The organism is Saccharopolyspora sp. NPDC000359, assembly GCF_040300525.1.
Classification (GTDB): domain Bacteria; phylum Actinomycetota; class Actinomycetes; order Mycobacteriales; family Pseudonocardiaceae; genus Saccharopolyspora.
This window is the reverse complement of the sequence record NZ_JBEPDU010000021.1, coordinates 46,307-72,317: the sequence shown is the minus strand read 5'-3', so window position 1 is coordinate 72,317 and position 26,011 is coordinate 46,307. Positions and strand designations below refer to the sequence as shown.

Genomic DNA, 26,011 nt, shown 5'->3' with positions numbered 1-26,011 from the left:
TGGGCTGCGGTCGCCTCGGCTACATCCAGTCGTCGGGGTGCAGGCCGGTGAGGAAGGCTTCGAGGTCCGGGGGTGGTGGTTGCGCCGTCGGGCCGAGGCCCGCGTACGCCCCGCGGTAGAACAGCAGCGGGCGCTCGCCGGTCAGCTCGCCGAGGGCCTCGACCCGGCCGACCACGATGTGGTGGTCGCCGCCTGCGTGCACCTCCTCGATCCGGCAGTCCACCCAGGTCAGCGCCCCCGCCAGCACCGGGGCTCCGGACGGCGCCGGGGTCCAGGGCACCCCGGCGAACTTGTCCTCGCCGCTGCGGCCAAACACCGTGCTCACCGGTTGCTGCGACTCCGACAGCACGTTCGCGCAGAACCGGCCCGCGCGCTCCAGCACCGGCCAGGCGCGTGAGGTGCGGGCCGGGCAGAACAGCACCAGCGGCGGGTCCAGGGACAGCGCGGCGAAGGACTGGCAGGCGAAGCCCACCGGCCGCGCGCCGTCCACCCCGGTGATCACCACGACCCCGGTCCCGAAGTGCCCGAGCACCCGCCGGAACGCGGCCTGGTCCACCACGACCTGCCCTGCGCTCATCGGGCGCCGACGCTGAAGTCGTGGCCCCACAGGCTGACCGCGGTGCTCTCGCGGGCGATCCAGTCCTCGTCGTCGACCTGGCGGCCCTCGCAGCCGAACTCCACGTCGAAACCGCCGGGCGCCTTCATGTAGAACGACAGCATCAGGTCGTTGACGTGCCGCCCCAGCGTCGCCGACAGCGGCACCTTCCGCCGCTGCGCGCGGTCCAGCGCCAGCCCCACGTCGTCGACGTCGGCGACCTCGACCATCAGGTGCACGATGCCGCTGGGCGTGGGCATCGGCAGGAACGCCAGGCTGTGGTGGCGCGGGTTGCAGCCGAAGAACCGCAGCCAGGCCGGTTCCCCGTCGGCCGGTCGGCCGACCAGCTCCGGGGCCAGCCGCATCGAGTCGCGCAGCCGGAAGCCCAGCACGTCCCGGTAGAAGCTCAGCGCGGCGGCGTCGTCGTGGGTGGACAGCACCACGTGCCCGAGCCCCTGCTCCTCGGTGACGAACCGGTGGCCGTAGGGGCTGACCACGCGGCGGTGCTGCAGCGCCACCCCGTGGAAGACCTCCAGCCCGTTGCCGGAGGGGTCGGCGAACCGGATCAGCCCGTTGACCCGCCGGTCCGCCAGCTCCTCAGGCGTGCCGTCCTCGTACGGGACACCCGCGGTTTCCAGCCGTTTCTTGATCTCGTCCAGCTCGGCCTCGGTGGCGACCTCCCAGCCGGAGGACTCCAACCGGTCCTGCTCGCCAGGCAGGATCACCAGCCGGGCCGGGAAGTCGTCCATCCGCAGGTAGAGCGCGTCCGGGTCCGGTCCGCTGCCCTCGACCAGGCCGAGCACTTTCAACCCGAACACCCGCCAGGCCTCGACGTCGGTGGCTTCGATGCGCAGGTAGCCGAGCGAACGAATGCCCACAGCGGGCCTCCTCCCACGTGCCAAGGGCTCAGTCGAGCAGGAAGTCCTTGGCGATCCGGTTGAATTCGGCGAACTTCTCCAGCTGGGCCCAGTGCCCGCAGCGGCCGAACACGTGCAGCTGCGCGCGCGGGATCAGCTTCAGCGCGAGCAGCGCGCCGTCCAGCGGGTTGACCCGGTCCTCGCGCCCCCAGACCAGCAGGACGCGCTGCCGCAGCCGGTGCGCTTCCCGCCAGAGCAGGCCTTCCTCGAAGGTGTCGGCTTGCATGAACGAGGCGCCCATGGCGCGCATCGCGGCCAGCGACTCCGGCGTGGCGGCGGCGGCGTAGCGCTCCTCGACCAGCTCGTCGGTGATCAGCGACTGGTCGTGGACCATGGTCCGGAGGAAGTCGGCGAGCTTCTCCTTGCTCGGCCCGGGTGGCGCGGCGAAGGCGCTGAGCTTGCGCACGCCCTCGGTCGGGTCGGGCGCGAACACGTTCAGGCTCAACCCACCCGGCCCCATCAGGACCAGCCGCCCCGCGCGGTCCGGGTGGTCCAGCGCGAAACGCACCGCGGTGCCACCGCCGAGCGAGTTGCCGAGCAGGTGCGCCCGCTCCACGCCCAGCTCGTCGAGCAGTTCCAGCAGCGCCGAGGCGCTGTGGGTGAAGTACTGGCCGTGCTCGGTGGGCTTGGCGGAGCGGCCGAACCCCGGCTGGTCCACCGCGATGGTGCGGAAGTCCTCGGCGAACACCGGGATGTTGCGGGCGAAGTTGCTCCACGACGAGGCACCCGGGCCACCGCCGTGCAGCATGACCACAGTGGACGCCGCCGGGTCGCCCGCCTCGTGGTAGTGCAGGGTCAGCCCGGACGGCAGCTCCGCGGTCCGGCTGGTGCTGTCGAAGGTGGTCATACCATCGTGTCCTTCACCGGTTGGCCGAACTCGCCGGAACCGAACATCAGGTAGGCGCGTTCGAGGTCGTTGGCGGCGTGCACGCGACCGGCGTGGGCGTCCCGCCAGAACCGCTGGATGGGGGTGCCCGACCACAGCGCGCGGCCGCCGGAGTTCTCGAAGAGGCGGTCCACCGCGGAGATCGCCCGCGCGGTGCCGCGAACCTGGTCGCGGCGGGCGCGCAGCCGCAGTGGGAACGGGATCTCCTCACCCGCCTTGGCCAGCTCGTACTCCTCGGCCAGGTTGTGGGTCAGCTGCAGCCAGGCCGCGTCGATCTCGCTGGCCGCGTCGGCGATGCGCACCTTGGCGAACGGGTCCTCCCTGACCTTCTCCCCCGCGAACGCCGCCCGGACCCGCTTGACCTGGTGCTCGACGTGCGCGTCGTAGGCGCCCTGGGCCATCCCGATGATCGGCGCGGTGATGGTCGACGGGTGCACCGTGCCCCACGGCATCCGGTACAGCGGCGCGGAGTTGACCTCGTGCCCTGGGCAGGTGCCCCGCGACATCGCCAGGAAGCTCAGCGCCCGGTGCTGCGGAATGAACGCGTTGTCCACCACGATGTCGTTGCTGCCGGTGCCGCGCAGGCCGACGGTGTCCCAGACGTCCTCGATGCGGTAGTCGCCGAGCGGCAGCAGGTAGGTGCAGAAGTCGACCGGCTTGCCCTCGTCGTCCTCCACCGGGCCGCCGACGAACGCCCACGACGCGTGGTCGCAGCCGGAGGAGAAGCTCCAGCGCCCGGTGAGCCGGTAGCCGCCGTCGACGACCTTGGCCTTGCCCATCGGCGCGTAGGAGGAGGAGATGCGGGTGCCCGGGTCCGCACCCCAGACGTCGTCCTGCGCCTGCTGCGGGAACAACGCGAGGTGCCACGGGTGCACCCCGAGGATGGAGGCCACCCAGCCGGTCGACCCGCAGGCGCTGCCGAGGAGCTTGACCGCGGTGTAGAAATCCAGCGGATCGGCCTCGAAACCGCCGTAGCGCTCCGGTTGCAGCAGCGCGAAGAACCCGATCTCCTGCAACTCCGCGATGGTCTCGTCCGGGATCCGGCGCAGCTCCTCGGCCCGCTGCGCGCGCTCCCGCAGGTCCGGCAGCAGGCCCCGCACCCGGTCCACGACTGCTCGACTGTCCTTCATCGGCGCTCCCGTTCCCACACAGGCTAGAACATGTTCTCGTACGCTGTCGCTGAGCTCAACCCCGTCGCAGCTCCAGGGCGATGTCGATGAGCTGGTCCTCCTGGCCGCCAACGAGTTTCCGCTCGCCGGCCCTGACCAGGAGCTGGGCTTCGCTGACGCCATAGCGCTCGGCTTGTCGGGTGGCGTGCTTGAGGAAGCTGGAGTACACCCCGGCGTAGCCCATCATCAGCGCCGAGCGGTCCAGCAGGCACTCCTCCGGCATCGCCGGTCGCACCACGTCCTCGGCGGCGTCGGCGATGGCGAAGAAATCCACCCCGGTGCGGATGCCGAGCTTGTCGCACACCCCGACGAACGCCTCCACCGGCGTGTTGCCCGCCCCGGCACCGAAGCGCCGCGCGCTGCCGTCGATCTGCACCGCTCCGGCGCGCGCCGCGGCGACCGAGTTGGCCACCGCGACACCGAGGTTCTCGTGCCCGTGGAACCCGACCTGCGCCTGGTCGCCCACTTCCGCCACCAGCGCGGCGACCCGCTCGGCGACCTGCTCCAGCACCAGCGCACCAGCCGAGTCCACGACGTAGACGCACTGGCAGCCCGCGTCGACCATGGTCCGCGCCTGGGCGGCCAGCACCTCCGGCGGCTGCGAGTGCGCCATCATCAGGAACCCGACGGTCTCCAGGCCCAGCTCGCGCGCCAAGCCGAAGTGCTGTACCGACACGTCGGCTTCGGTGCAGTGGGTGGCGATCCGGCACACCGAGGCACCGTTGTCACGCGCGACCACGATGTCGTCCTTGACACCGACACCGGGCAGCATCAGCACCGCGATCTTGGCGCGCCGCGCGGTTTCCGCGGCGATCGTGATGAGCTCCTGCTCCGGGGTGCGGGAGAAGCCGTAGTTGAACGACGACCCGCCGAGCCCGTCGCCGTGGGTCACCTCGATCACCGGCACGCCCGCGCCGTCCAGCGCCGCGACGATGTCGCGCACCTCGGTCGCGGTGAACTGGTGGCGCTTGTGGTGCGAACCGTCCCGCAACGAGGTGTCGGTGATGCGCACGTCGAGCGCGTCCGAGTAGGTGCTGGGCAGACCGGTCATCGCACTGCCTCCTTCCGCACGAGCTGCTCGCCGACCCGCACCGCGGCGGCGGTCATGATGTCGAGGTTGCCGGAGTAGGGCGGCAGGAAGTCGCCCGCGCCCTCGACCTCCACGAAGATCGCCACCCGGGCCATCCCGCCGGTGGCGGGCGACGGCGGGTCGAACTGCGGCTCCACCAGCAGCCGGTAGCCGGGCACGTACTCGGCGATCTCGGTCGCCATCCGCCCGATGGAGGCGGCGACCGCGTCGGTGTCGGCGTCGGCGGGGATGGCGCAGAAGATGGTGTCTCGCATGATCACCGGCGGGTCGGCCGGGTTGAGCACGATGATCGCCTTGCCGCGCCGCGCTCCGCCCAGCACCTCGATCCCGGTACTGGTGGTCCGGGTGAACTCGTCGATGTTGGCGCGGGTGCCCGGTCCGGCCGACACCGACGCCACCGAGGCGACGATCTCGGCGTACTCGACGGGGACCACCCGCGAGACCGCGTGCACCATCGGGATGGTGGCCTGACCGCCACAGGTGATCAGGTTCAGGTTCGGCGCGTCGAGGTGCTGGTCGAGGTTCACCGGTGGCACCACGTACGGCCCGACCGCGGCCGGGGTGAGGTCGACGGCCCGGATCCCGGCCTCGGCGTAGCGGGGCGCGTTGGCCCGGTGCACGCCCGCCGAGGTGGCCTCGAAGACGACACCGGGCCGGTGGTGGTCCAGCAGCCAGTCCACGCCTTCGGCGCTGGTCTCGACTCCCAGGTCAGCGGCCCGGCGCAGGCCCTCGCTGGCCGGGTCGACGCCGATCATCCACCGGGGTTCGATGTGCGCGGAGCGGGTCAGCTTGTGCAGCAGGTCGGTGCCGATGTTGCCGGACCCGACGATGGCAGCGGGGACCTTGCCCATGCGGCCTCCTCTCTTCGTCGTGAGTGGGGGTGGTGGCAAGATCGACCATCCCCGCTCACGACCGGAACGACAGCTCCACGGAGCCGAATTCGTCTTCGCCGCACCGGAAGTCGGCGCGGAAGTGGTCGCCGGGTGCCACGTCGACCGCCCGGGTGCACGAACCGGGGAGCACCACGTTGCCCGCGCGGAGGCGGACGCCGTGGACCGCGACCGTGCGGGCCAGCCAGGCCACCGCCGTCGCCGGGTTCCCCAGCACCGCGTCGGAGCGGCCGCGCTCGACCGGTTCGCCGTTGCACAGCAGGGTCGCCTCGATCGCCCGGAGGTCGACGTCCCCGGGGGCGGTGCGCGCGGCACCGAGGGCGAAACCCGCCGAAGAGGCGTTGTCGGCGATGGTGTCCACCAGGCTGATCCGCCAGTCCGCGATCCGGCTGTCGATCAGCTCGATCGCCGGGACCAGCGCCTCGGTGCCCGCCAGCACGTCGGCTTCGGTGCACTCGGTGGGCAGGTCCGCGCCGAGCAAAAACCCAACCTCCACCTCCACCCGCGGCACGCAGTAGCGCGAGACCGGGACGGGCTCGGACTCCGCCAGCCGCATGCTCGCCAACAGGTGGCCGTAGTCGGGCTCGGAGACGCCCATCATCTGCTGCATGACCGGCGAGGTCAGGCCCACCTTGTGCCCCACCACCGGTTCGTCGCGGCGCTGCACGTTGAGCAGCTGGATCCGGTAGGCGTCCCCCGGGTCGAGCTGCGGGTGGGTCTCCACCAGCGGCGGGATGGGGGCGCGGTGCACCTCGGCGGCCCAGAGACGCTGCGCGATCTCGGTGCGCGCTTCAGCGGTCAGCATCGGTCAGCTCCTTCACCGAGTGGAGTCCGGCGCGGCGGCCGGAGAAGACGCAGTCGGCCAGCGAGAGCCCGCTGATGTAGGAGTTCGAGCAGATCCCGACCGCCGACCGCCCGGCCGCGTACAGCCCGGCGACCGGGTTGCCGCGCTCGTCGAGCACCTGCCCGGTGTCCTCGTCCACGCGCAGGCCGCCGAGGGTCAGCACCGGGCACGGGTAGGCCGTGCTGGGCCGCACCGAGACGTCCAGCAGCGCGTACGGCGGATGGTCCAGCACCCGCACGAAGTCCGCTGGTTTCCCGGCCGGGTCGGGCCTACCCGCGCGCGCCGCCGCGTTGTGCGCGTCCACTGTGGCCTTGAGCCCGCTGGGATCGATGCCCGCCTTGCGCGCCGCTGCTTCGAGGGTGCCACCGGTGGCCGCGGTGGCGAGCAGGTACTCGGCCTGCATCCGCTGGAACCACACGGTCTGGGTGCGGACCTGGCGCCTGGCCGCGTCGCGCACCCGCTGGTCGACCAGCAACCAGCCGCGTCCGCCGTGCTCGTCCACGATCGCCTGGCCGTGCGCCGCGCCGTAGCGGGACTCGTCGCCGATGCGCGCACCATCCCGGTTGACCAGCAGCCCGGCGAGCATCGCGCTCGGCGGGGTGATGAACCGCCACGCCGAGACCCGGTCCAGCTTCGCCGTGGCGCCGCCGACCCCCTCCCCCAACCGGATTCCGCTGCCGTCGTCGCCCTGGGTGCCCAGCGGCAGACCAGCGCGGTAGCCCGGTGCGTGCCGCCGCATCATCTCGCGGTTCGACACGAAACCACCGGCCGCGATGACCACCGCCCGCTCGGCGTGTACCCGAATTGGTTCCGCACGGCGTTCGAGCTGTTCGGCGCGCCGGTGCAGCGCCCTGGCCAGCTTCGGCACGTAGAGCCCCGGCTTCGCCGCCACCCGGCTCACCGCCCGGTGCGCGCGTGCGGCGGCTCCGCTCAGCCGCTCGCAGTCCACGGCGCGGACCCGGCCGTCGGCGTCGACGACGAGTTCCCGCGCCCGGGTCTCGGTCAGCACCTGCACGCCCGCGCGCCGCACCGCCGCGGCCAGCGCGGCGAAGAGCACCTTCCCCGAGGTCCCGCGGCCCTTGGCCCGGTGGCCGCGCGGGGCCGGGGGCGCGGCGTCGCGGAACCGCCCGGCGGCTTCGCTGCCCGAGTAGTACAGGTAGTGCCGGTTGCTCGGGTACGAGGTCTTGTAGGGGCACAGGCTGCCCTCGAACGGCACGCCCTGCTGCGCCAACCAGGTGATCATCTCGGCGCTGCCCTCGCAGAATCGGCGCAGGGTGCGCTCCGAGACCGCGTCGCCGACCTCCTGCCGCAGGTAGGCCAGCATCGCCTCGGGAGAGTCGGACACCCCGGCGGCGTGCTGCTCGCGCGTCCCGCCCCCGGCGTAGACGACACCGCCGGACAGCCGACTCGCGCCACCGCCACCGAATCGGTCGAGCACCACCACACGAGCCCCGGCGCGGGCCGCTTCCAGCGCCGCGCAGGCCCCGGCGGCGCCGAAGCCGATGATCACCACATCGGCGTGCAACGTGCTGCGCTGGACCATCGCACCCTCACCAGTTTGAAACAGGTTCTCTTCACGGCTCCGGACGAACAACCGCTCGATTTCTGGCTACACCATAGCGCCACTGGCGCATAAATCTATAACATGTTTCAGTATGGATCGCGAAGGGTCGCGAGGAGGTGCGATGGCTGCGGACAGGTTCGACGTCGTGGTGGTCGGCAGCGGAGCTGCAGGCATGGCGGCTGCGCTGACCGCAGCGCTGCACGGGCTGGACGCGGTCGTGGTGGAGAAGGCCGCCAAGTTCGGCGGTTCCACCGCCCGGTCCGGCGGCGGCGTCTGGATCCCCAACAACCACGTCCTGGCCGGGGCGGGCATCGCCGACACCCCCGAGTCGGCCCGCGACTACCTGGCCCACATCGTCGGCGACGCGGTCAGCGTCGAGCGGCAGCAGGCGTTCCTGGACGCCGGGCCGCGGATGCTGGCCGAGCTGCTGCCGCGCACGCCGCTGCGCATGCGCTGGGTGCCCGACTACTCCGACTACTACCCGGAAGCCCCCGGTGGGCGGCTCGGCGGGCGGTCCGTCGAACCGGCCCCGCTGGACGGCCGGGTGCTCGGCGAGCTGCTCGCCGACCTGGAACCCGACTACGGCAAGGCACCGGCGGGCCTGGTCGTCACCCAGGCCGACTTCCGCTGGCTGAACCTGTTGGCCCGCCACCCGCGCGGCCCCCTCCGCGCAGTGCGCGTCGGACTGCGCTGGCTGCTCGCCCGCGCCCGCCGCCAACGCCTGCTCGGGCGGGGCCAGGCGCTGGCCGCGGGCCTGCGGGCCGGGTTGCGCGACGCCGGGGTCCCGGTGTGGCTGAACACGCCCCTGGTCGAGCTGCAGGAGGACGGCGGCCGGGTGACCGGCGTCGTCGTGGAACGCGGCGGGCAGCGCCGGACGCTGACCGCGCGGTGGGGAACCGTGCTGGCAGCAGGCGGTTTCGAACACAACGAGGTGATGCGCAAACAGCACCAGCGCGACCCCATCGGCACCCAGTGGACCGTCGGCGCGAAGGCCAACACCGGTGATGCCATCCTCGCCGCGCAGCAGCTCGGCGCCGCCGTGGAGCTGATGGACGACGCCTGGTGGGGACCGTCGATCCCGCTGCCCGGCGGACCGTGGTTCTGCCTGGCCGAGCGCACCCTGCCGGGCTGCATCCTGGTCAACGGCGCGGGCGAGCGGTTCACCAACGAGGCGGCACCCTACGTCGACGCCGTGCACGCGATGTACGGCCCGGGCGACGGCCCCGTGCGCAACATCCCGACCTGGCTGATCGCCGACCAGCGCTACCGGAACCGGTACATGTTTGCCGGGCTCGGCCCGCGGCAACCGTTCCCCGGGCGCTGGTACAAGCACGGCGCCATCCACCGCGCCGCCACCCTCGAAGAGCTGGCCGGGCGCATCGACGTCCCGGCCGATGCGCTGCGCAGCACCGTCGAGCGGTTCAACGGGTTCGCGCGCAGCGGCGTCGACGCCGACTTCCAGCGCGGCGCGAGCGGGTACGACCACTACTACGGCGATCCGCGCAACAAGCCCAACCCCAGCCTGGCGGCGTTGGAGGTCTCACCGTTCTACGCGGTGAAGATCGTGCCGGGCGACCTCGGGACCAAGGGCGGCTTGGTCACCGACGTGCACGCTCGCGTCCTGCGCGAGGACGGCACGCCCATCGACGGCCTCTACGCGGCGGGAAACACCAGCTCCGCCGTGATGGGGCACACCTACGCGGGCCCGGGCGCGACGCTCGGCCCGGCGATGACGTTCGGATACCTCGCCGCGCGGCACCTGGCGACCGGCGCGGAACGAGCGGGAGGGACGAGATGACCGCGGCAAGCAACGACGAAGTGCGCACCATCGACGTCGGCACACCACCGACCAGGTTCGCGCGCGGCTGGCACTGCCTGGGCCTGGCCGAGCGGTTCAAGGACGGCCAGCCGCACCCGGTGGAGGCGTTCGGCACCAAGCTCGTGGTGTTCCAGGGCGAGGACGGCGCGCTCAACGTGCTCGACGCCTTCTGCCGCCACATGGGCGGCGACCTCAGCCAAGGCACCGTGAAGGGCAACGCCATCGCCTGCCCGTTCCACGACTGGCGCTGGTCCGGCAACGGCCGCTGCGCCGGGATCCCCTACGCCAAGCGGATCCCGCTACGGGCCCGCACCCGCGCGTGGCTGGCGATGGAGCGCAACAAGCAGCTGTTCGTCTGGAACGACCCGCAGGGCAACCCGCCACCGGAGCACGTGACCATCCCGGAGCTGCCCGAGGTGCACTCCGGCGAGTGGAGCAACTGGACCTGGGACTCGGTGCGTATCGAGGGCTCGAACTGCCGCGAGATCGTGGACAACGTGGTGGACATGGCGCACTTCTTCTACATCCACTTCGCGTTCCCGACCTACTTCAAGAACGTCTTCGAGGGCCACGTGGCCAGCCAGTACCTGACCACCAAGGGCCGACCGGACATCGGCGCGGGCAGCTACTCCGGTGACGACAACGTGGTCCGCTCGGAGGCCTCCTACTACGGCCCGTCGTACATGATCGACCGGCTGCAGAACGAGTACAAGGGCTATGCGATCGAGACGATCCTGATCAACTGCCACTACCCGGTCACCGCGGACTCCTTCGTGCTGCAGTGGGGGGTGCTGGTCAAGAAGCTGCCCGGGCTCTCCGACGCCGACGCCGACAAGCTGGCCGCCAAGATCGCCAAGAACACCGGTGTCGGCTTCCTGCAGGACGTGGAGATCTGGCGGAACAAGACCCGCATCGACAACCCGCTGCTGTGCGAGGAGGATGGCCCGGTCTACCAGCTGCGCCGCTGGTACGAGCAGTTCTACGTGGACGTCGAGGACGTCACCGACGACATGGTGGCGCGCTTCGAGTTCGAGGTGGACACCAGCCGGGCCAACGAGGTGTGGGAGCGCGAGGTCGCGGAGAACCTGGCGCGCAAGGAGGCGCGGAGCTGATGTCCAGCTGGGCCAAGGCGCCGGACCTCGCCGACCGGCCGCAGCAGCGCGACACGGTGCGCGTGGGCACGGCCGCGGACCGCGACGCCTACCTGCGCGACGGCCTGCGCCCGGTCCAGTGCGAGCGGTGCGCGGCGTGCGTGCTGGCGAAGAAGAACAGCCCTCAGCACACCAGCGTCCAGTGGAGCGCTGAAAACGTCCGGCAGTGCACGGAGTTCGCCGCCCGGGAACCGGGTGAGGTCGCCGAGTCTTGCCCTGACCTGCAGCGCAGCATCGCCGCCGCAGCCCAGGACGGGCGGCTGCCCACCACCGGAGGCGATTCCAACGGGGATCAGGCGTCGGAGTTCCACTGAGATCGGATGCCTGATCCCGAGGGAAGTCGCGTCTCGCGCCGTGGGACGTCTCACCAGAGGAGCCAGTGATGCCTGAGCCTGCCCGGTTGCGGGTCGTCGCGGTGGTCGAGGAGACCGGCGAGAGCCGTTCGCTGGTGTTCGAGGCACCACCGGGGTGGACCTACCGCCCCGGCCAGTTCCTCACCCTGCGGATCCCCAGCGACCGCACCGGATCCGTCGCGCGCAGCTACTCGCTGTCCAGCTCGCCGCACGTGGACGACGCGCTCCAGGTGACCATCAAGCGCGCCGGGTACGGGTCGAACTGGTTGTGCGACAACATCACCGCCGAGTCCGAAGTGGACGCGCTCCCGCCGTCCGGGGCGTTCGTGCCGACCTCGCTGGACGCCGACGTCCTGCTGCTGGCGGCGGGCAGCGGCATCACGCCGGTGATGTCCATCGCGAAGTCGGTGCTGGCGGCCGGGACCGGGCGCATCGCGCTGATCTACGCCAACCAGCACCAGGACGCGGTCATCTTCGCCGCCGAGCTCCAGGACCTGGTCGCGCGGCACCCCGACCGCCTGGTGGTGGTGCACTGGCTGGAGTCGGTCCAGGGACTGCCGACCGTCGAGGCGCTGCGCGAGCTCAGCCGCCCGTTCGCCGACCGCGAGTGCTTCGTGTGCGGCCCGGGCGGCTTCATGGACACCGCCGAAGCGGCGTTGCGCGAGCTCGACGTGCCCCGAGCCAGGACCCACGTCGAGCGCTTCGTGTCCCTCAAGCGGAACCCGTTCGAGCGCAGGAAGCGCGCCACGTCCGCCAGCGAACCGGAGAACGAGTCCGCTCCCGCCGCGGGCACGTCCAGCGCGCCCGCGGGGGCCGCCCCTGAGGTGGACACGCCCGACCGTCCCGAGCCTCCTGGCGCGTCCCCGCGAGGCGAGCCGGGCGCCTCCGGCGAGTCCGGCAGTGGCTCGGCGGAGGCCGTGGTGGAGCTCGAACTCGACGGCGAGCACCACCGGCTGCGGTGGCCTCGCCAGAAGCGCCTCCTCGACCTGCTGTTGGAGAACGGCGTGGCGGCCCCGTTCTCCTGCCGCGAAGGCGCGTGCAGCGCCTGCGCCTGCCGGATCGAGCGGGGCGAGGTCAAGATGCTGCAGAACTCGGTGCTGGAGCAGGAGGACCTGGACGAGGGGATCATCCTCGCCTGCCAGTCCCTGCCCATCACCGACGAGGTCCGCATCGCCTACGAGTGATCCGACCAGTCACGGTCCGAACGCTGGTGGCCCTCGCTCCGCACCGCGACGGCGAGTCCGCGACCAGCGGCGATCTGGACGGCGGCCCGCACGTCCTCGCCGCCGGTCGCCGCGACGACGTCCGTTCGGCGCCCCGAGAGGTCTGGAACCCGGCGGTTTCGGCGGTGTGGTGCTCGTCGGTGGGCAGAAGGACCAAATCCGCCACCTTGCGGACAGGTCCTGTCCTCAAGGAGGGGATAATGGTGTCATGACCACCTTGCCCGCCCGGTTGCTCCGGTTGTTGTCGCTGCTGCAGAGCAGGCGCGAGTGGTCCGGCGCCGAGCTCGCCGACCGGCTGGAGGTCACCGGGCGCACCGTGCGCCGGGACATCGACCGGCTGCGCGCGCTCGGCTACCCGGTGTCCTCCACCACCGGAACCGCCGGCGGGTACCGGTTGGCCTCCGGCAAGGACCTGCCGCCGCTGCTGCTCGACGACGACGAGGCCGTGGCGGTGGCCGCCGGGCTGCTGACCGCCGCCAGCGGGAGCGTCACCGGCATCGAGGAGAGCTCGGTCCGCGCGCTGGCCAAGCTGGAGCAGGTGCTGCCCGCCCGGCTGCGCGCCCAGGTGGCGGCCGTGGCCGGGGCGACGGTGCCGCTGGTGGTGCGCGAGGGACCACAGGTCGACGCGGCGGTCCTGGCCACCCTCGCCGCGGCGTGCCGGGACCACGAAATCCTGTCGTTCGACTACGTCAGGCGCGACGGTGCGACCCAACCCCGCCGGGTGGAGCCGCACAGTCTGGTGGCCGTCGTCGGCCGGTGGTACCTGATCGCCTTCGACCCGGAGCGCGGCGACTGGCGCACGTTCCGCGCCGACCGGCTGCGCGACCCGCTGGCCACCGGCCGCCGCTTCGAACCCCGCGAGCTCCCCGCCGACAGCCCTGCGGACCACCTGCGCCGCTCCATCACCGACGCGCCCTACCGCCACACCGCTCGGGTCGGGGTGCACGCACCTGCCGATGTGGTGCGCGAGCGCCTGCACCCGCTGCTGCCGAACCGGGTGTCCCCCACCGGCGCGAACAGCTGCACCGTCGACCTCGGCGAGGACTCGCTGCCCCAGCTCACCCGGCAGATCGCCGCCCTGACCGCCCTCGACGTGGAGTTCACCGTCGACGCCTCGGACGAGCTGCGGGCGCAACTTCGGGCCCAGCTGCGCCGGGGACTCGACGCGCTCGGCTGAACAACATCACCCGTTCGCTGGAGTTGCTCCGCCGACCACGCGGAAATCCCCCGAGAGGCCGACCATTTGCACCTTTTCCTCGACGCGTTCTCAGCCGACGTGAAGTCCTGAGAGCACGAAGATCAGGAGCGAAACAATGGGCACCAGCGGCGTACTCCAGGCCGACCTCGCAGGATCCCGAACCTGGACCGCACCGCCCCGCAACAGCACCACGATCCTGCGCATGGACGAATGCCCGCAGGGCGGCGGCCACGCCCCGATCCCGAAGCAGGGCGGCGGCATGGTCTGCATCAAGTGCGGCCTCCCCTGCTGACCAGCGGTTGCCGTCCCATTGCCACCGCAGCCCCGGGAGCCGGGCCCGCAGTTTCAATTGAAACTGCGGTCTGGGCCGCAGGGGAGTCGCAGTTTCAATTGAAACTGCGGTCAGGACGTGGACAGGACCAGGCCGCTGGTGGGGACCCCGGTGCCCGCGGTGACCAGGACGTGGTCGACGTCGTCGACCTGGTTGACCGCCGTGCCGCGGAGCTGGCGGACCGCTTCGGCGATGCCGTTCATGCCGTGGATGTAGGCCTCGCCGAGCTGACCGCCGTGGGTGTTCAGCGGCAGCCGCCCGCCGAGCTCGATCGCACCGCCGGCGATGAAGTCCTTGGCCTCGCCGCGCCCGCAGAAGCCCAGCTCCTCCAGCTGCACCAGGACGAACGGGGTGAAGTGGTCGTAGAGGATGCCGACCTGCACGTCCTGCGGCCCGATCCCGGCCTGCTGCCACAGCTGCCGGGCGACCACGCCGAGCTCCGGCAGCGCGGTGAGGTCGTCGCGGTAGTAGCTGGTCATGGTGAACTGGTCCGGACCGCTGCCCTGCGCCGCCGCGGCCACCACCGCGGGCGGGTGCGGCAGGTCCCGAGCGCGTTCCGCGCTGGTCACCACGACCGCGACACCGCCGTCGCTCTCCTGGCAGCAGTCCAGCAGCCGGAGTGGTTCGGTGATCCAGCGCGACGCCTGGTGGTCGGCCAGGGTGATCGGCCGCTGGTAGAACCAGGCGTTCGGGTTGGTCGCCGCGTGCCTGCGGTCGGCCACCGCCACCCGGCCGAAGTCCTCGCTGGTCGCCCCGTAGGCGTGCATGTAGCGGCGGGCGAACATCGCGACCTGGGCGCCGGGCGTGGCCAGGCCGACCGGGTAGGACCAGCTGTTGTCCAGCCCGGTGGAGGTCGGCGCGCCCGCCAACGCGGTCTGCACCTGCCCGAAGCGGTTCCCGGAGCGCTCGTTGAACGCCCGGTAGCAGACCACCACCTCGGCCATGCCGGTGGCGACCGCCATCGCCGCCTGCTGCACCGTCGCGCACGCCGCCCCGCCGCCGTAGTGGATCCGGCTGAAGAAGCTCAGCTCCGGGATGCCCAGCTCGCGCGCCACCGCGACCTCGGTGTTGGTGTCCATGGTGAAGGTGACCAGACCATCCACATCGGACGGCTCCAGTGCGGCGTCGGCGAGCGCGGCGCGCACCGACTCGGCGGCCAGCTGCAGCTCGCTGCGCCCGGAGTCCTTGGAGAACTCGGTCGCGCCGATGCCCACGACCGCCGCGCTGCCGGAGAATTCGCTCATGCCGCCACCTCCGGCAGTTCGACCCGGACCGTCCCGCTGACGTGCGTGCCCAGGCTGTTACGCCCCAGCACCTCCACGACCAGCACCGCACCGTCGCGCTCCAGCACCTGGCCGTGCAGGGTCAGCACCTCGTGGGCGTAGCAGGGCACCCCGAGCTTGATCGCCACCCCGCGCACCAGCGCCTCCGGCCCAGCCCAGTCGGTCACGTAGCGCTGCACCAGACCGGTGGTGGTCAGGATGTTGACGAAGATGTCCTTCGACCCCTTGGCCACCGCCAGGTCGCGGTCGTGGTGGACGTCCTGGAAGTCCCGGGTGGCGATTGCCGTGCTGACCACGAACGTCGGCGTCACCTCGATCCGCTCCTCCGGCAGGGCATCACCGATCGCGACCCCGGCCGAGGACCTGGTCGCGCGGAGTTCCGGTCCGCTCATGAGGCCTCCGTCGGCTCGGGCCGCCAGATGGGCAGCGCCAGTTCGTCGTCCACGCGCAGGAAGTCGACCGCGACCCGCTGGCCGACCGCCACCTCGTCCGGTGCCACTCCGTGGAGCTCGCCGAGCACCCGGACCCCTTCGTCCAGCTCCACCAGCGCGACCACCAGCGGCAGATCCTTGCCGGGCACCGGTGGGTGGTGGTGCACGACGTAGCTGTGGACCTCGCCGTGGCCTTCGGAGACGAGGTGGGTGCGCTTGGTGGCGCCGCACTCCGGGCACATCGGGCCGGGCGGGTGGCGCAGCAACCCGCACTGGCCGCAGCGCTGGATGCGCAGTTCCCCGGCCGCGGCACCCGCCCAGAAGTAGGCGGTGTCGGGGCCGATCGCCGGGCGGATCACCGCGGTCCCCGGTTCCTGCTCCGGCCGCTGCGCCGCGCGCTCCGGCGGGCGGAACTTCAGCACCCGGAACAGCATCTCGGCCACCGGCTCGTCGCCGACGAACCAGGTGTTGCGGGTGGTGACGAACCAGCCCTCGCCGAGCGCCGTGGTCTTCGGCCCAACCACGCTGTCCAGCCGGGTCGTCACGGTGAGCTGCTCGCCGTGCCGCAGGTACCGGTGGTAGGTCTGCTCGCAGTTGGTCGCCACCACCGAGGTGAACCCGGCCTCGTCGAGCTCGACCATCATGGCGTGCAGCGGGTCGTCCGGGTCGCGCTGCGGATCCAGGCCGCCCATCGTCCACACCTGCACCATGGCGGGTGGCGCGACCAGTCCACCATGGACGGACCCGGCGGCGGCGGTCTCGCTGGTGTAGACCGGGTTCTGGTCGCCGATGGCCTCCACCCAGTTGTTGACCATCGGCAGGTTCACCGGGTCGCGGGCCGCGCGCGGCGCGCTGGGTCCGCGCTCCTGGATGCGGTGGGCGGCGTCGCTGATCGAGCTGGTCATGTTCCCTCCGGCTCAGCGGGGCACTCGGGGCAGGTCGAGCCCGGCGGTGGCGATCAGTTCGCGCTGCACCTCGTTGACCCCGCCACCGAAGGTCAGCACCAGGTTCCGCTTGTTGTGGACGTCCAACCAGGACAACAGGTCCGCGGTGTCCGCATCGGACGGGTCACCGTGCCGCCCGACCACCTCGGCCAGTTGGCGCCCCAGGTCCTGGATCCGCTCGGACGAGAACACCTTGGTCGCCGAGGCGTCGGCGACGGCGACCGGACCGCGCGCGGCGGCCGCGGCGACCTGCCAGTTCAGCAGCTCGTTGACCCGCTCGTCGGCCCGCGCCCGCGCCAGCGCCCGGCGCACGTCCGGCAGGTCGAGCAGCGGGGTGCCGTCCAGGGCGGTCCGCGCGGCGGCCCACGCGCGCACCCGCTCGCGCAGGCCCGCGATGCGCCCGGCCGGTCCGAGCATGACGCGCTCGTGATTGAGCTGCGTGGTGATCAGCCGCCAGCCCCGGTCCAGCTCACCGACCAGCATCGACGCGGGCACCCGCACGTCCTGGTAGTAGCTGGCGTTGACGTGGTGCGCCCCGTCGCAGGTGATGATCGGCGTCCACGAGTAGCCGGGGTCGGTGGTGTCGACGATGAGGATGGAGATGCCCTTGTGCTTGGGCGCGTCCGGGTTCGTCCGGCAGGCCAGCCAGATGTAGTCCGCGTCGTGCGCGCCGGTGGTGAAGGTCTTCTGGCCGTTGACCAGGAAGCTGTCCCCGTCCCGCACGGCGGTGGTGCGCAGCGAGGCGAGGTCGGTGCCCGCGTCCGGTTCGGTGTAGCCGATCGCGAAGTGGACCTCACCGGCGAGGATCTTCGGCAGGAAGAAGGCCTTCTGCTCCGGTGTGCCGTAGGCCTGCAGCGTCGGCCCCACCGTCTGCAGCGTCACCGCGGGCAGCTGCACGTCGGCGCGGGCGGCCTCGTTGGCGAAGATCAGCTGCTCGACGTCGCCGAACCCCCGCCCGCCGTGCTCGACCGGCCAGCCCACGCCGAGCCAGCCGTCCCGACCCATCCGGCGCACCACGTCGCGGTGCGCCTGGCAGTGCCGGTCCACGGCGAGCTGCTCGCGTTCCTCCGGTGTGACGAGTCCGCTGAAGTAGTCGCGCAGCTCTGCTTGGAGTGCGCGTTGCTCGGCGGTGAGGTCGATGAACATCAGCACCTCCTCTCGGTGGGCGTCAGGCTCGCGCCGCGAGCGCGTCCAAGCGGTGGTCCGCACCGCCGACGAGCCGGGCCAGGTCCGCGATCAGCGACGAGTAGCGGTGCAGCGGGTAGGTGATGTCCAGCCCGAGCCCGCCGTGCAGGTGGTGGCAGGTGCGCAGCAGCGCCGGAGCCTCCTCGGCCAGCCACCAGGCGGCAACGTCGAGGTCTTCGGTGGCATCGAGCCCGGAACCCAGCCGCCAGCACGCGGAGAGCGTGGCCAGGTGGAGGGTGCGCGCGGCGACGTAGGCGTCGGCGACCTGCTGGGCCACGGCTTGGAAGGCGGCGAGCGGCTTGCCGAACTGGTGCCGGGTCCGCAGGTGCTCAGCGGTGAGCGCCAGGGCCCCGGCGACCGCGCCGTCACCGATCGCGCAGATACCGGCGAGCGCGCAGGCGTGCACGTCGGCCAGCGCTGCGGCGTCGCCGAGGGGTTCGGCTGGCGCTTCGTCGAACCGGACCACCCACTCGGCACCCGACGAGCTCCGGGTCCGGTGCAGCGCGACGCCCGGTGCCGCCGGGTCGACCAGCACGACCGCCGGCCCGTCCGGGGTGGTGGCCGAGACCAGCAGCCGCTGGGCCCGGTCGGCGTCCAGGACACCGGTCTTCGTCCCGGACACCTTCCCGGCTGCCACCGCGGTCCGGGGTTCGCCGGGCAGGGGCGACGAGGGCTCGTTGAGGGCCGCGGTCAGCGGCTTCCCGGCGAGCAGCTCCTGCTGCTGCGACGGGGAACCGTGCCTGGCGATCGGCAGGACGCCGAAGGCGAGCGCGCTCAGGGCCGGGACATCGGCAGCGGCGCGACCGACCTCGGTGAGCACGATCGCGGTCTCCAGCATGCCGAGCCCGGCGCCGCCGAGCCGCTCCGGGACCGCCAGGGACAGCAAGCCCGCGTCGTCCAGCGCCTTCCACGCACCTTCGTCGAAACCAGTTCCACCAGCACGGCCGGACTCGCGGCGCAGCACCGCGGCAGCCAGATCCTGGACCTCCTGCTGCGTTTCCTCGAGCGCGAACTCCATCTCCCCGCCTCACCGAGCGCCGTCAAGTGAAACTTGTTCTAGTGATACCTCCCGCGACCCCCGGACGCAAGACCCAGCGGGCGTTGAGTAGAACAGCTTCTACCAGAACTCAGGAGTTCAGGAGGTAGTCTCGGTGCGCACGCCAGAAGCCATCGCGAAGGAGCACCAGTGACGCAGGGATCGGCCACCGAACGCCCGCACCACCCACCGATCCCGGCCGAGTTGGGCGAGCTCGCCGAGCAGACCACCGGGTTCATGCCCGCCGACGAGGGCCAGGCGCTGCACGAGACGGCGCTGGAGCACCTGGGCACCGGCCTGGCGGTGGAGATCGGCACCTACTGCGGCAAGTCGGCTGTCTACCTGGGCGCGGCGGCGCGCCGCACCGGCGGCCGGATCGTCACCGTCGACCACCACCGCGGGTCCGAGGAGCACCAGCCCGGCTGGGAGTACCACGACCCGGACCTGGTCGACCCGCTGGTCGGCAGGCTGGACACGCTGGGCGAGTTCCGGCGCACCATCGCCCGCGCCGGGCTGGAGGACGAGGTCACCGCGATCGTCGGCCGCTCCGGCGACGTCGCCGCGTTCTGGCGCACCCCGCTGTCCATGCTGTTCATCGACGGTGGGCACACCGACGCGGCGGCCACCACCGACTACGAGGGCTGGGCCCCCTGGGTCTCCCCAGGCGGGGTCCTGGTGATCCACGACGTCTTCCCGAACCCCGAGGACGGCGGCCAGGCCCCCTACCGCATCTACTGCCGAGCTCTGGAGACCGGCTCCTTCGAGGAGATCCGCGTCGTCGGCTCCCTCCGCGTCCTCCAGCGCACCTCAGGGGAGCCCGGCACCCTCCCCTGACCTCCGCGGTTCCCACCGAGGAACCCGGCACGTCAGGACACGGCGCAGGAGACCAACTCCCCGCGAATCCAATGGGGCCCAGACGTCCGATTCCCATTGGAATCGCGGGACAGCGCGCGGCGGAGCCCCGGAACCCGTGGCATCGCCGCAGGTCAGGATCCGGGGACGTGCTCCAGCTCGCAGCAGGAGGGGTTCTCCAGCGCAAGACCGGTGGGCAGCTTCTCGCCGCGGAAGATGCCGTTGCCCGGGGTGGTGCGCGACAGGGCGTCAGCCGCCAGCACCACCGCACCGGCCGTCCAGGTCGAGAGCTCGACCGGCCAGCGCTTGTTGTCGGCGTAGACCAGGCCCGTCCAGTACGAGCCGTCCGGGTCGCGCAGGTGCTGCATGGCCGCCAGCAGCTCGCGCGCCCGGTCGTACTCGTCGACCGCCTCCAGGCTCAGCACCAGCTCGCAGGTCTCCGCGCCGGTGACCCACGGGTGGTCGTCCACGCAGCGCACCCCGAGGCCGTCGACCACGAAGTCCGACCAGCGCGCGAACAACCGATCGCGCCCGGCCGCACCGCGCAGCGCCCCACCGAGCACCGGGTAGTACCAGTCCATCGAGTACCGGGTCTTGGGCGTGAACGCCTCCGGGTGGTGCCGGATGACGTGGCCCAGCCGCCCCAACGCCACTTCCCAGCTCGGTTGCGGCTGGTCCAGGTGCTCGGCCAGCGCCAGCGCGCACCGCAGGCTGTGGTGGATGCTGGAGCAGCCGGACAGCAGCGCCTCCCCGGTCGGCACCCCGGACGCGCCGATCGCCCAGTCCACCTCGCCGCGCTCGCGCTGCGCGGTCAGCACGAAGTCGATCGCGGCGCGCACCACGGGCCACATCCGCTCGGCGAACCCGTCATCCCCGCTGATCAGCAGGTGGTGCCAGACGCCGACGGCCGGGTAGGCGCAGAAGTTGGTGTCCGCCCCGGCGTCCTCGACGCGGCCGTCGTGCACCTTCAGCGGCCACGACCCGTCCGCGCGCTGCGTGGCGCGCAACCACTCGTAGGCGCGCTCGGCCTCGGCGACCAGCCCGGTCGCGGACAGCGCCATCGCGGACTCGACGTGGTCCCACGGGTCCACGTGCCCGCCGGTGAACCACGGGATCGCGCCCGAGGCCAGCTGCGTCGCCGCGATCGCCCGCCCGGTCTGGACGGCCTGCTCCGCGGACAGCGCGCCGGGGACCTCAGGCCCCAGCACGGGCTGCCCCCGGCTTGCCCAGGTAGACGGCGATGCTCTTGCCCATCACCGGGTTCAGCAGCCGCTCCGCGGTGCGGGTCAGCCACGGGCCCTTCATCAGGTCCCACACCAGCATCTTGTGGTAGAGCTTGGGCAGCGGGTGGTCGTCGTTGTCGGTGCCCACCGCGCACTTGAGCCACCAGTACGGCGAGTGCAGCGCGTGCGCGTAGTGGTGGAACACCGGGCGCAGGCCCGCGTCGCGGAGCTTACCGATGAGCTCGTCTGCGCTGTAGATGCGCACGTGCCCGCCCTCGACCTGGTGGTACTCGTCGGACAGCGCCCAGCAGATCTTCTCCGGCCAGGCGCGCGGCACGGTGACCACGACCCGGCCGCCGGGCTTGACCACGCGCACCACCTCGCGCATGGCCTTCTCGTCCTCGGGGATGTGCTCCATGATCTCCGAGGCGATCACCACGTCGAAGTGCCCGTCCGGGAAGGGCAGGGCCAGCGCGTCCCCGGAGACGGTCTGGGCGTTGGCACCGTCGGGGACCTGGTCCTCGGCCTTCATGGCGCCGAACATCGCCGCCACGTTCTCCAGCTCGGCCACGTCCTGGTCGAAGGCGATCACGTCCGCGCCGCGGCGGTAGAGCTCGAAGGCGTGCCGCCCCGCGCCGCAACCCAGGTCCAGCACCCGCTGGCCGGCCTGCACGCCGAGCCTGTCGAAGTCCACCGTCAGCAAAGCGTTGCTCCCTTCCGTGCGCGCGGCGTGCGCGCGATCGCTTCCGCGTAGCAGTCGACCGTCGCCGCTGCCACCGACTTCCAGTCGTACTTCGCCAGCACCCGCGCCCGACCGGCCGCGCCGAGCCGCTGCCGCCGCTCCGGCGAGTCGAGCAGCCGCGCCAGCGCGGTGGCCAGCGCTTCCGCGTCGCCCGGCGGCACCAGGTCGGCGGTCTCCCCGTCAGCACCGGCGACCTCCGGGATGGCCCCGGCGCGGCTGGCCACCAGCGGCGTCGCGCAGGCCATCGCCTCCACGGTGGGCAGCGAGAACCCCTCGTACAGCGACGGGACGCTGGCGACCTCGGCCGAGCCCAGCAGCGCGGCGAGCTCGGCGTCGCTGAGCCCGCTCACGGTGCGCACCACGTCGCCGATGGCCAGCTCGTCGATGAGCTGCTCGGTGGGTCCGCCGGGGATGGGCTTGGCGACCAGAACCAGTTCCACCGAGCGCTCGGTGCGCAGCTTGGCGACCGCCTCCAGCAGCGTGCCGATGCCCTTCATCGGGGTGTCCGCGCTGGCCATCGCCACGATGCGGCCCGGGACGCGCGGGGCGGTCGGCGGCTGGAAGACCTCCGCGTCCACCCCCAGCGGCACCACCCGCAGCTGGTGCGGGGCGACGCCGAAGTCGCGGCGGATGTCGGTGGCCGAGGACTCCGAGACGGTCAGCAGGTGCGGGATCCGGCGCGCCACCCGGGCCTGCATGCGGGTGAAGCCGTACCAGCGGCGCAGCCCGACGCGGCGCCAGCCGATGGCCCCGGCCAGGTCCACCCGGCGGTCGTGGGTGATCGGGTGGTGCACCGTCGCGACCAGCGGGATCCCGGCGCGTTGCAGGGCCAGTAAGCCGTAGCCGAGGCACTGGTTGTCGTGCACCACGTCGAACTCGTGGGAGCGGGCGCGCAGCAGCTTGGCCGCGCGCAGGCTGAAGGTCATCGGTTCGGGGAAGCCCGCGGTCCACATGGTGCCGACCTCCAGCAGGTCGACGGCGTCCCGCAGCTCCCGCCAGCTCGGGGTGCGGAAGGGATCAGCGTCGTTGTAGAGGTCGAGGCTGTCCACCGCGGTCAGGTCCACCCCGGCATCCAGCTCGGGGTACGGCTGCCCGGAGAACACCTCGACGTGGTGGCCGAGCTCGGCCAGCCCCCGGCTGAGGTGCCGGACGTAGACGCCCTGCCCGCCGCAGTGCGGCTTGCTCCGGTAGGACAGCAACGCGATCCGCACGGCTCACCTCACACAGCCCGCGCCGGGCGGACTGGGTAGACTGGAACATGTTCTGATCGAACCACGTCGATCACCTTAACCCGTCAGGGTGGTGGGGCGACGAGCCGCGTGGCGACGAACACGCGGTTTTCGACAACCAGTCGTCTAGGGGGCCCGCGCCGCATGGAAAGCACCTCGAGGAACGTCCTGCAGGCACTGCGCGACGACGAGTCCGGTTCCTCCGCCCAGCACGAGCGCCGCAAGCGGATCATCGACGCCACCATCGCGCTGGCCACCAAGGGTGGCTACGACGCGGTGCAGATGCGGACGGTGGCGGAGCGGGCCGACGTCGCGCTGGGCACGCTCTACCGCTACTTCCCGTCCAAGGTGCACCTGCTGGTCACCGGCCTGGCCAGGGAGTTCGAACGGGCCCAGGACAAGTTGGACCGGACGAAGATCCCGGGCAGCACGCCGTACGAGCGGGTCATGTTCGTGCTCAACCGCACCACCCGCTCGCTGCAGCGCAACCCGCAGCTGACCGAGGCGATGACGCGGGCGTTCATGTTCGCCGACACCTCGGCGGCGGCGGAGGTGGACGCGGTGGCGGCGCTGGTCGAGCGGTTCTTCACCAACGCCATGACCGACGGCGACCCGACCGACGAGGAGAAGGCGATCGCTCGGGTGATCGGCGACGTGTGGCTGTCCAACCTGGTCGCCTGGGTGACCCGCCGCGCCTCGGCCTCCGACGTCTCCAACCGCCTCGAGCTCACCGTCCGCCTGCTGCTGGCCTGAGCCGGGTCAGGCCAGCGCGTACTCGCGGATGCCGCTGTCGTCGGTGGTGGCGGTGAGGACACCGCGGGTGACCAGGACTTCCAGGTGGGCGTCGGTCTCGCCGACCGCGAGGACCTGGTTGAACAGGTCCATGTCCAGGAACTTCCGGTTGCGGCGGGTCCAGCCCAGCGCCAGGGCCGCTTCGTAGGCCGTGCCCGCGCCGTCGCGGACCGCGCCCGCGGTCTGCTCCAAGCGTTCCTCGTGGTGCTGCAGGAGTTCGGCGACCCTGCCGTGCGAGCTGCCGCCGACCGGGCCGTGCGCGGGCAGCAGCCGCATGTCCGGGTAGGACTGCACCAGGCGCAGGGAGTCCAGGTAGTCGCGCAGCGGGAGTTCGGGCCGCGCCGGTTCGACGCCGATGGACGGCGTGATGTGCGGCAGGACGTGGTCGCCGGAAAACATCAGCGACGAGGCGGAGTCCAGGAACACCACGTGCCCGGCGGTGTGCCCGGGCGTCGGCACCGCCAGCAGCGTGCGGGAGGCCAGCGGCACCTCGACCTTGCCGTCCAGCCACTCGTCGGGGAGTTCGTAGGGGCTGCGGGTCTTCGGCGCCTTCCCGCCGTAGGCCTCGGCGAGCTTGGCCAGCAGGTCGGCGGCGCCCCACCGCCGCAGCCGCTCGGCCTCGACCTCCTGGTTGCCCTCCAGGATCGCCTCCAGGGAGGGCTGCTCGCCCGCGCCGAGGCTGATCCGGGAGCCGAAGGTGCGGCGCAGCGCCACCGCGAGGGTGTAGTGGTCGCGGTGCACGTGGGTGACCAGGAACCGGCGGATGTCCTCGAAGCCGTACCCGATCTCGCCCAGCGCCGATTCGAGCTGGTCGCGCGCTTCGTCGAGCGCCCAGCCGGAGTCGATGAGCACCAGCCCGCCGTCGTCCTCGATGGCGTAGGCGTTGACCGCGCGCAGGCCGTCGTTGGGCAGGGGCAGCGGGATTCGGTGCACTCCCGGTGCCACCTCGAACACCCCGGGTTCGATCCAGGCGTGCCTGGCCTCCACCGCACCACCGCTCACCGCAGACCTCCAGCTCCTCGCCGTGCTCCCCCGCGAGGGTAACCCGCGCCCACGCCGCTTCCCGCCCCACCACGTGCAATCCGCGCCCCGGCGCCCCGTCCCAGCGCGAGTCCACCGCAATTCCAATGGGAACCGAGATGGGATTCGCGCACCCCTCCACCTGACGGAGCTCCGCGGACACGAGTTCCACGGGAGTCGCACATGAGATGTCCGCGGAACTCGCACCCCGACCCCGGCGGTGTGCCGTCGACCGAGGTCAGGTGCCGTAGACCGGTTCCGGGGTCGGGGCCTCGGCGAGGAGTTCGCGGACGGCCGGGCCGAGTTCCTCCGGGCGCCAGCGACGTCCCGCATCGCGGGACGGTCCGCGCCCCCAGCCGGTCGCCACGGTCAACTGCCCGCCCTGGACCTCGAACACCCGGCCCGTCACGTCGGCGGATTCCGCGCTGCCCAACCAGGTCACCAGCGGGGAGACGTTCTCCGGCGCCATGCCGTCGAACCCGTCCGACGGCCGGGCCATCATGTCGGCGAAGACGTCCTCGGTCATCCGGGTGCGCGCCGACGGGGCGATGGCGTTCACCGTGACCCCGTAGCGGGCGAGCTCGGCCGCGGTGTTGATGGTCAGCGCGGCGATGCCCGCCTTGGCCGCGGCGTAGTTGGTCTGCCCGATGCTGCCGAGCAACCCGGCCCCGGAGGTCGTGTTGATGACCCGGGCCTGCACCTGCTCCCCCGCCTTGGACCGGTCGCGCCAGTGCTGGGCGGCGTGCCGCAGCGTCGCGGCGTGGCCCTTGAGGTGGACGCGGATCACCTGGTCCCACTCGGCTTCCGAGAGGTTGACGAACATCCGGTCCCGGACCACACCGGCGTTGTTCACCAGCACGTCCAACTGGCCGAAGCGCGCCACCGCGAAGTCCACCAGCTCGCGCGCCTGCTCCCAGTCGGACACGTCGGCGCCGTGCACCTCGGCCTGCCCGCCCAGCGCGCGGACCTCGGCCGCGACCTGCTGGGCCGGCTGGCCACCGCCGCCGCTGCCGTCGAGCTGCACCCCGAGGTCGTTGACCACGACGTGCGCGCCCTGCCGGGCGAACTCCAGCGCGTGCGCCCGCCCCAGGCCACGTCCCGCGCCGGTGATGATGACGACCCTGCCTGCGCAGATCACTCGCTGCCTCCTGTCCACACCGGACACTCCCGGGCACCGGCGCCGTCGGCGGTGCTGGCGTGCTGTCCTCGGATGTTGCTACGGTAACAACTCAACCAAACAAGTG

General features: G+C 72.0%; 26 protein-coding genes. 8 read left to right on the top strand and 18 right to left on the bottom strand.

Going from position 1 to position 26,011, the window contains the following annotated elements; genetic code table 11:
• Positions 1 to 19: 19 nt before the first annotated feature.
• Genes hsaB through ABT324_RS15795 form a run of 8 tightly spaced genes read right to left on the bottom strand, consistent with a single transcriptional unit; the run spans position 20 to position 7,934 of the window.
• Positions 20 to 577 (bottom strand): 3-hydroxy-9,10-secoandrosta-1,3,5(10)-triene-9,17-dione monooxygenase reductase subunit, encoded by a 558-nt coding sequence (hsaB, locus tag ABT324_RS15830; protein WP_351177016.1) that lies wholly within the window; start codon positions 575 to 577, stop codon positions 20 to 22.
• A complete protein-coding gene (gene hsaC / locus ABT324_RS15825; protein ID WP_351177013.1) occupies positions 574 to 1,473 on the bottom strand; it encodes an iron-dependent extradiol dioxygenase HsaC in 900 nt (299 codons plus the stop codon). Before hsaC ends, hsaB begins: the two co-directional genes overlap by 4 nt.
• 28 nt (positions 1,474 to 1,501) lie before the next feature.
• Positions 1,502 to 2,359, bottom strand: a complete 858-nt coding sequence (hsaD, locus tag ABT324_RS15820; RefSeq protein ID WP_351177010.1) for a 4,5:9,10-diseco-3-hydroxy-5,9,17-trioxoandrosta-1(10),2-diene-4-oate hydrolase — start codon at positions 2,357 to 2,359, stop codon at positions 1,502 to 1,504.
• The gene (hsaA, locus tag ABT324_RS15815) at positions 2,356 to 3,528 is read right to left on the bottom strand and encodes a 3-hydroxy-9,10-secoandrosta-1,3,5(10)-triene-9,17-dione monooxygenase oxygenase subunit (RefSeq protein ID WP_351177007.1); all 1,173 of its coding nucleotides are present in this window, start codon (positions 3,526 to 3,528) and stop codon (positions 2,356 to 2,358) included. Before hsaA ends, hsaD begins: the two co-directional genes overlap by 4 nt.
• Positions 3,529 to 3,583: 55 nt before the next feature.
• Positions 3,584 to 4,618: a 4-hydroxy-2-oxovalerate aldolase gene (dmpG, locus tag ABT324_RS15810; RefSeq protein ID WP_351177004.1), complete on the bottom strand. Its 1,035-nt coding sequence runs from the start codon at positions 4,616 to 4,618 to the stop codon at positions 3,584 to 3,586.
• Positions 4,615 to 5,508, bottom strand: a complete 894-nt coding sequence (locus tag ABT324_RS15805) for an acetaldehyde dehydrogenase (acetylating) (protein WP_351177001.1) — start codon at positions 5,506 to 5,508, stop codon at positions 4,615 to 4,617. Before ABT324_RS15805 ends, dmpG begins: the two co-directional genes overlap by 4 nt.
• 55 nt (positions 5,509 to 5,563) lie before the next feature.
• Positions 5,564 to 6,352 (bottom strand): 2-keto-4-pentenoate hydratase, encoded by a 789-nt coding sequence (locus ABT324_RS15800; RefSeq protein WP_351176998.1) that lies wholly within the window; start codon positions 6,350 to 6,352, stop codon positions 5,564 to 5,566.
• A complete protein-coding gene (locus tag ABT324_RS15795) occupies positions 6,339 to 7,934 on the bottom strand; it encodes an FAD-binding protein (protein ID WP_351176995.1) in 1,596 nt (531 codons plus the stop codon). The genes ABT324_RS15800 and ABT324_RS15795 overlap by 14 nt, the downstream gene beginning before the upstream one ends.
• A 142-nt stretch (positions 7,935 to 8,076) precedes the next feature.
• On the opposite strand from ABT324_RS15795, the gene kstD reads away from it, so the two are divergent.
• The 6 genes from kstD (at position 8,077) to ABT324_RS15765 (ending at position 13,991) form a co-directional block, all read left to right on the top strand.
• Complete coding sequence (kstD, locus tag ABT324_RS15790) at positions 8,077 to 9,753, top strand: 3-oxosteroid 1-dehydrogenase (protein WP_351176992.1); 1,677 nt, start codon at positions 8,077 to 8,079, stop codon at positions 9,751 to 9,753.
• Positions 9,750 to 10,886 (top strand): 3-ketosteroid-9-alpha-monooxygenase, oxygenase component, encoded by a 1,137-nt coding sequence (locus tag ABT324_RS15785; RefSeq protein WP_351176989.1) that lies wholly within the window; start codon positions 9,750 to 9,752, stop codon positions 10,884 to 10,886. Before kstD ends, ABT324_RS15785 begins: the two co-directional genes overlap by 4 nt.
• Positions 10,886 to 11,239: a hypothetical protein gene (locus tag ABT324_RS15780; protein WP_351176986.1), complete on the top strand. Its 354-nt coding sequence runs from the start codon at positions 10,886 to 10,888 to the stop codon at positions 11,237 to 11,239. The genes ABT324_RS15785 and ABT324_RS15780 overlap by 1 nt, the downstream gene beginning before the upstream one ends.
• 68 nt (positions 11,240 to 11,307) lie before the next feature.
• Positions 11,308 to 12,462 carry a 2Fe-2S iron-sulfur cluster-binding protein gene (locus tag ABT324_RS15775; RefSeq protein WP_351176983.1) on the top strand — a complete coding sequence of 385 codons (1,155 nt, stop codon included), beginning with the start codon at positions 11,308 to 11,310 and terminating at the stop codon, positions 12,460 to 12,462.
• 247 nt (positions 12,463 to 12,709) lie between these two features.
• Positions 12,710 to 13,678, top strand: coding sequence for a helix-turn-helix transcriptional regulator (locus ABT324_RS15770; protein ID WP_351176980.1), 969 nt, complete (start codon positions 12,710 to 12,712; stop codon positions 13,676 to 13,678).
• A gap of 136 nt (positions 13,679 to 13,814) precedes the next feature.
• The gene (locus ABT324_RS15765) at positions 13,815 to 13,991 is read left to right on the top strand and encodes a hypothetical protein (protein WP_351176977.1); all 177 of its coding nucleotides are present in this window, start codon (positions 13,815 to 13,817) and stop codon (positions 13,989 to 13,991) included.
• 110 nt (positions 13,992 to 14,101) lie between these two features.
• Here the strand turns inward: ABT324_RS15765 and ABT324_RS15760 are convergent, their stop codons facing one another.
• From ABT324_RS15760 to ABT324_RS15740, 5 genes are read right to left on the bottom strand one after another with little or no spacing between them, the layout of a single operon-like run.
• Positions 14,102 to 15,274, bottom strand: a complete 1,173-nt coding sequence (locus ABT324_RS15760) for a lipid-transfer protein (protein WP_351176974.1) — start codon at positions 15,272 to 15,274, stop codon at positions 14,102 to 14,104.
• On the bottom strand, positions 15,271 to 15,705 hold the full coding sequence (locus ABT324_RS15755) for a MaoC family dehydratase (protein ID WP_351176971.1): 435 nt from the start codon (positions 15,703 to 15,705) through the stop codon (positions 15,271 to 15,273). Before ABT324_RS15755 ends, ABT324_RS15760 begins: the two co-directional genes overlap by 4 nt.
• The gene (locus ABT324_RS15750; protein ID WP_351176968.1) at positions 15,702 to 16,649 is read right to left on the bottom strand and encodes a bifunctional MaoC family dehydratase N-terminal/OB-fold nucleic acid binding domain-containing protein; all 948 of its coding nucleotides are present in this window, start codon (positions 16,647 to 16,649) and stop codon (positions 15,702 to 15,704) included. Before ABT324_RS15750 ends, ABT324_RS15755 begins: the two co-directional genes overlap by 4 nt.
• 12 nt (positions 16,650 to 16,661) lie before the next feature.
• A complete protein-coding gene (locus ABT324_RS15745; RefSeq protein ID WP_351176965.1) occupies positions 16,662 to 17,834 on the bottom strand; it encodes an acyl-CoA dehydrogenase family protein in 1,173 nt (390 codons plus the stop codon).
• 22 nt (positions 17,835 to 17,856) lie between these two features.
• Complete coding sequence (locus ABT324_RS15740; RefSeq protein WP_351176962.1) at positions 17,857 to 18,891, bottom strand: acyl-CoA dehydrogenase family protein; 1,035 nt, start codon at positions 18,889 to 18,891, stop codon at positions 17,857 to 17,859.
• Positions 18,892 to 19,059: 168 nt separating this feature from the next.
• On the opposite strand from ABT324_RS15740, the gene ABT324_RS15735 reads away from it, so the two are divergent.
• Positions 19,060 to 19,743, top strand: a complete 684-nt coding sequence (locus ABT324_RS15735) for a class I SAM-dependent methyltransferase (RefSeq protein WP_351176959.1) — start codon at positions 19,060 to 19,062, stop codon at positions 19,741 to 19,743.
• A gap of 152 nt (positions 19,744 to 19,895) precedes the next feature.
• Here the strand turns inward: ABT324_RS15735 and ABT324_RS15730 are convergent, their stop codons facing one another.
• From ABT324_RS15730 to ABT324_RS15720, 3 genes are read right to left on the bottom strand one after another with little or no spacing between them, the layout of a single operon-like run.
• Positions 19,896 to 20,969 carry a prenyltransferase gene (locus tag ABT324_RS15730; protein ID WP_351176956.1) on the bottom strand — a complete coding sequence of 358 codons (1,074 nt, stop codon included), beginning with the start codon at positions 20,967 to 20,969 and terminating at the stop codon, positions 19,896 to 19,898.
• Complete coding sequence (locus ABT324_RS15725) at positions 20,956 to 21,678, bottom strand: class I SAM-dependent methyltransferase (RefSeq protein WP_351177135.1); 723 nt, start codon at positions 21,676 to 21,678, stop codon at positions 20,956 to 20,958. The genes ABT324_RS15730 and ABT324_RS15725 overlap by 14 nt, the downstream gene beginning before the upstream one ends.
• Before the next feature lie 2 nt (positions 21,679 to 21,680).
• The gene (locus ABT324_RS15720; RefSeq protein WP_351176953.1) at positions 21,681 to 22,937 is read right to left on the bottom strand and encodes a glycosyltransferase family 4 protein; all 1,257 of its coding nucleotides are present in this window, start codon (positions 22,935 to 22,937) and stop codon (positions 21,681 to 21,683) included.
• Between the two features lie 162 nt (positions 22,938 to 23,099).
• On the opposite strand from ABT324_RS15720, the gene kstR reads away from it, so the two are divergent.
• Positions 23,100 to 23,708: a cholesterol catabolism transcriptional regulator KstR gene (kstR, locus tag ABT324_RS15715; protein WP_351176950.1), complete on the top strand. Its 609-nt coding sequence runs from the start codon at positions 23,100 to 23,102 to the stop codon at positions 23,706 to 23,708.
• Between the two features lie 6 nt (positions 23,709 to 23,714).
• On the opposite strand, the gene ABT324_RS15710 is transcribed toward kstR, so the two are convergent.
• The gene (locus ABT324_RS15710) at positions 23,715 to 24,749 is read right to left on the bottom strand and encodes an MBL fold metallo-hydrolase (protein ID WP_351176947.1); all 1,035 of its coding nucleotides are present in this window, start codon (positions 24,747 to 24,749) and stop codon (positions 23,715 to 23,717) included.
• Between the two features lie 256 nt (positions 24,750 to 25,005).
• The gene (locus tag ABT324_RS15705) at positions 25,006 to 25,902 is read right to left on the bottom strand and encodes an SDR family oxidoreductase (RefSeq protein WP_351177132.1); all 897 of its coding nucleotides are present in this window, start codon (positions 25,900 to 25,902) and stop codon (positions 25,006 to 25,008) included.
• Positions 25,903 to 26,011 lie beyond the last annotated feature (109 nt).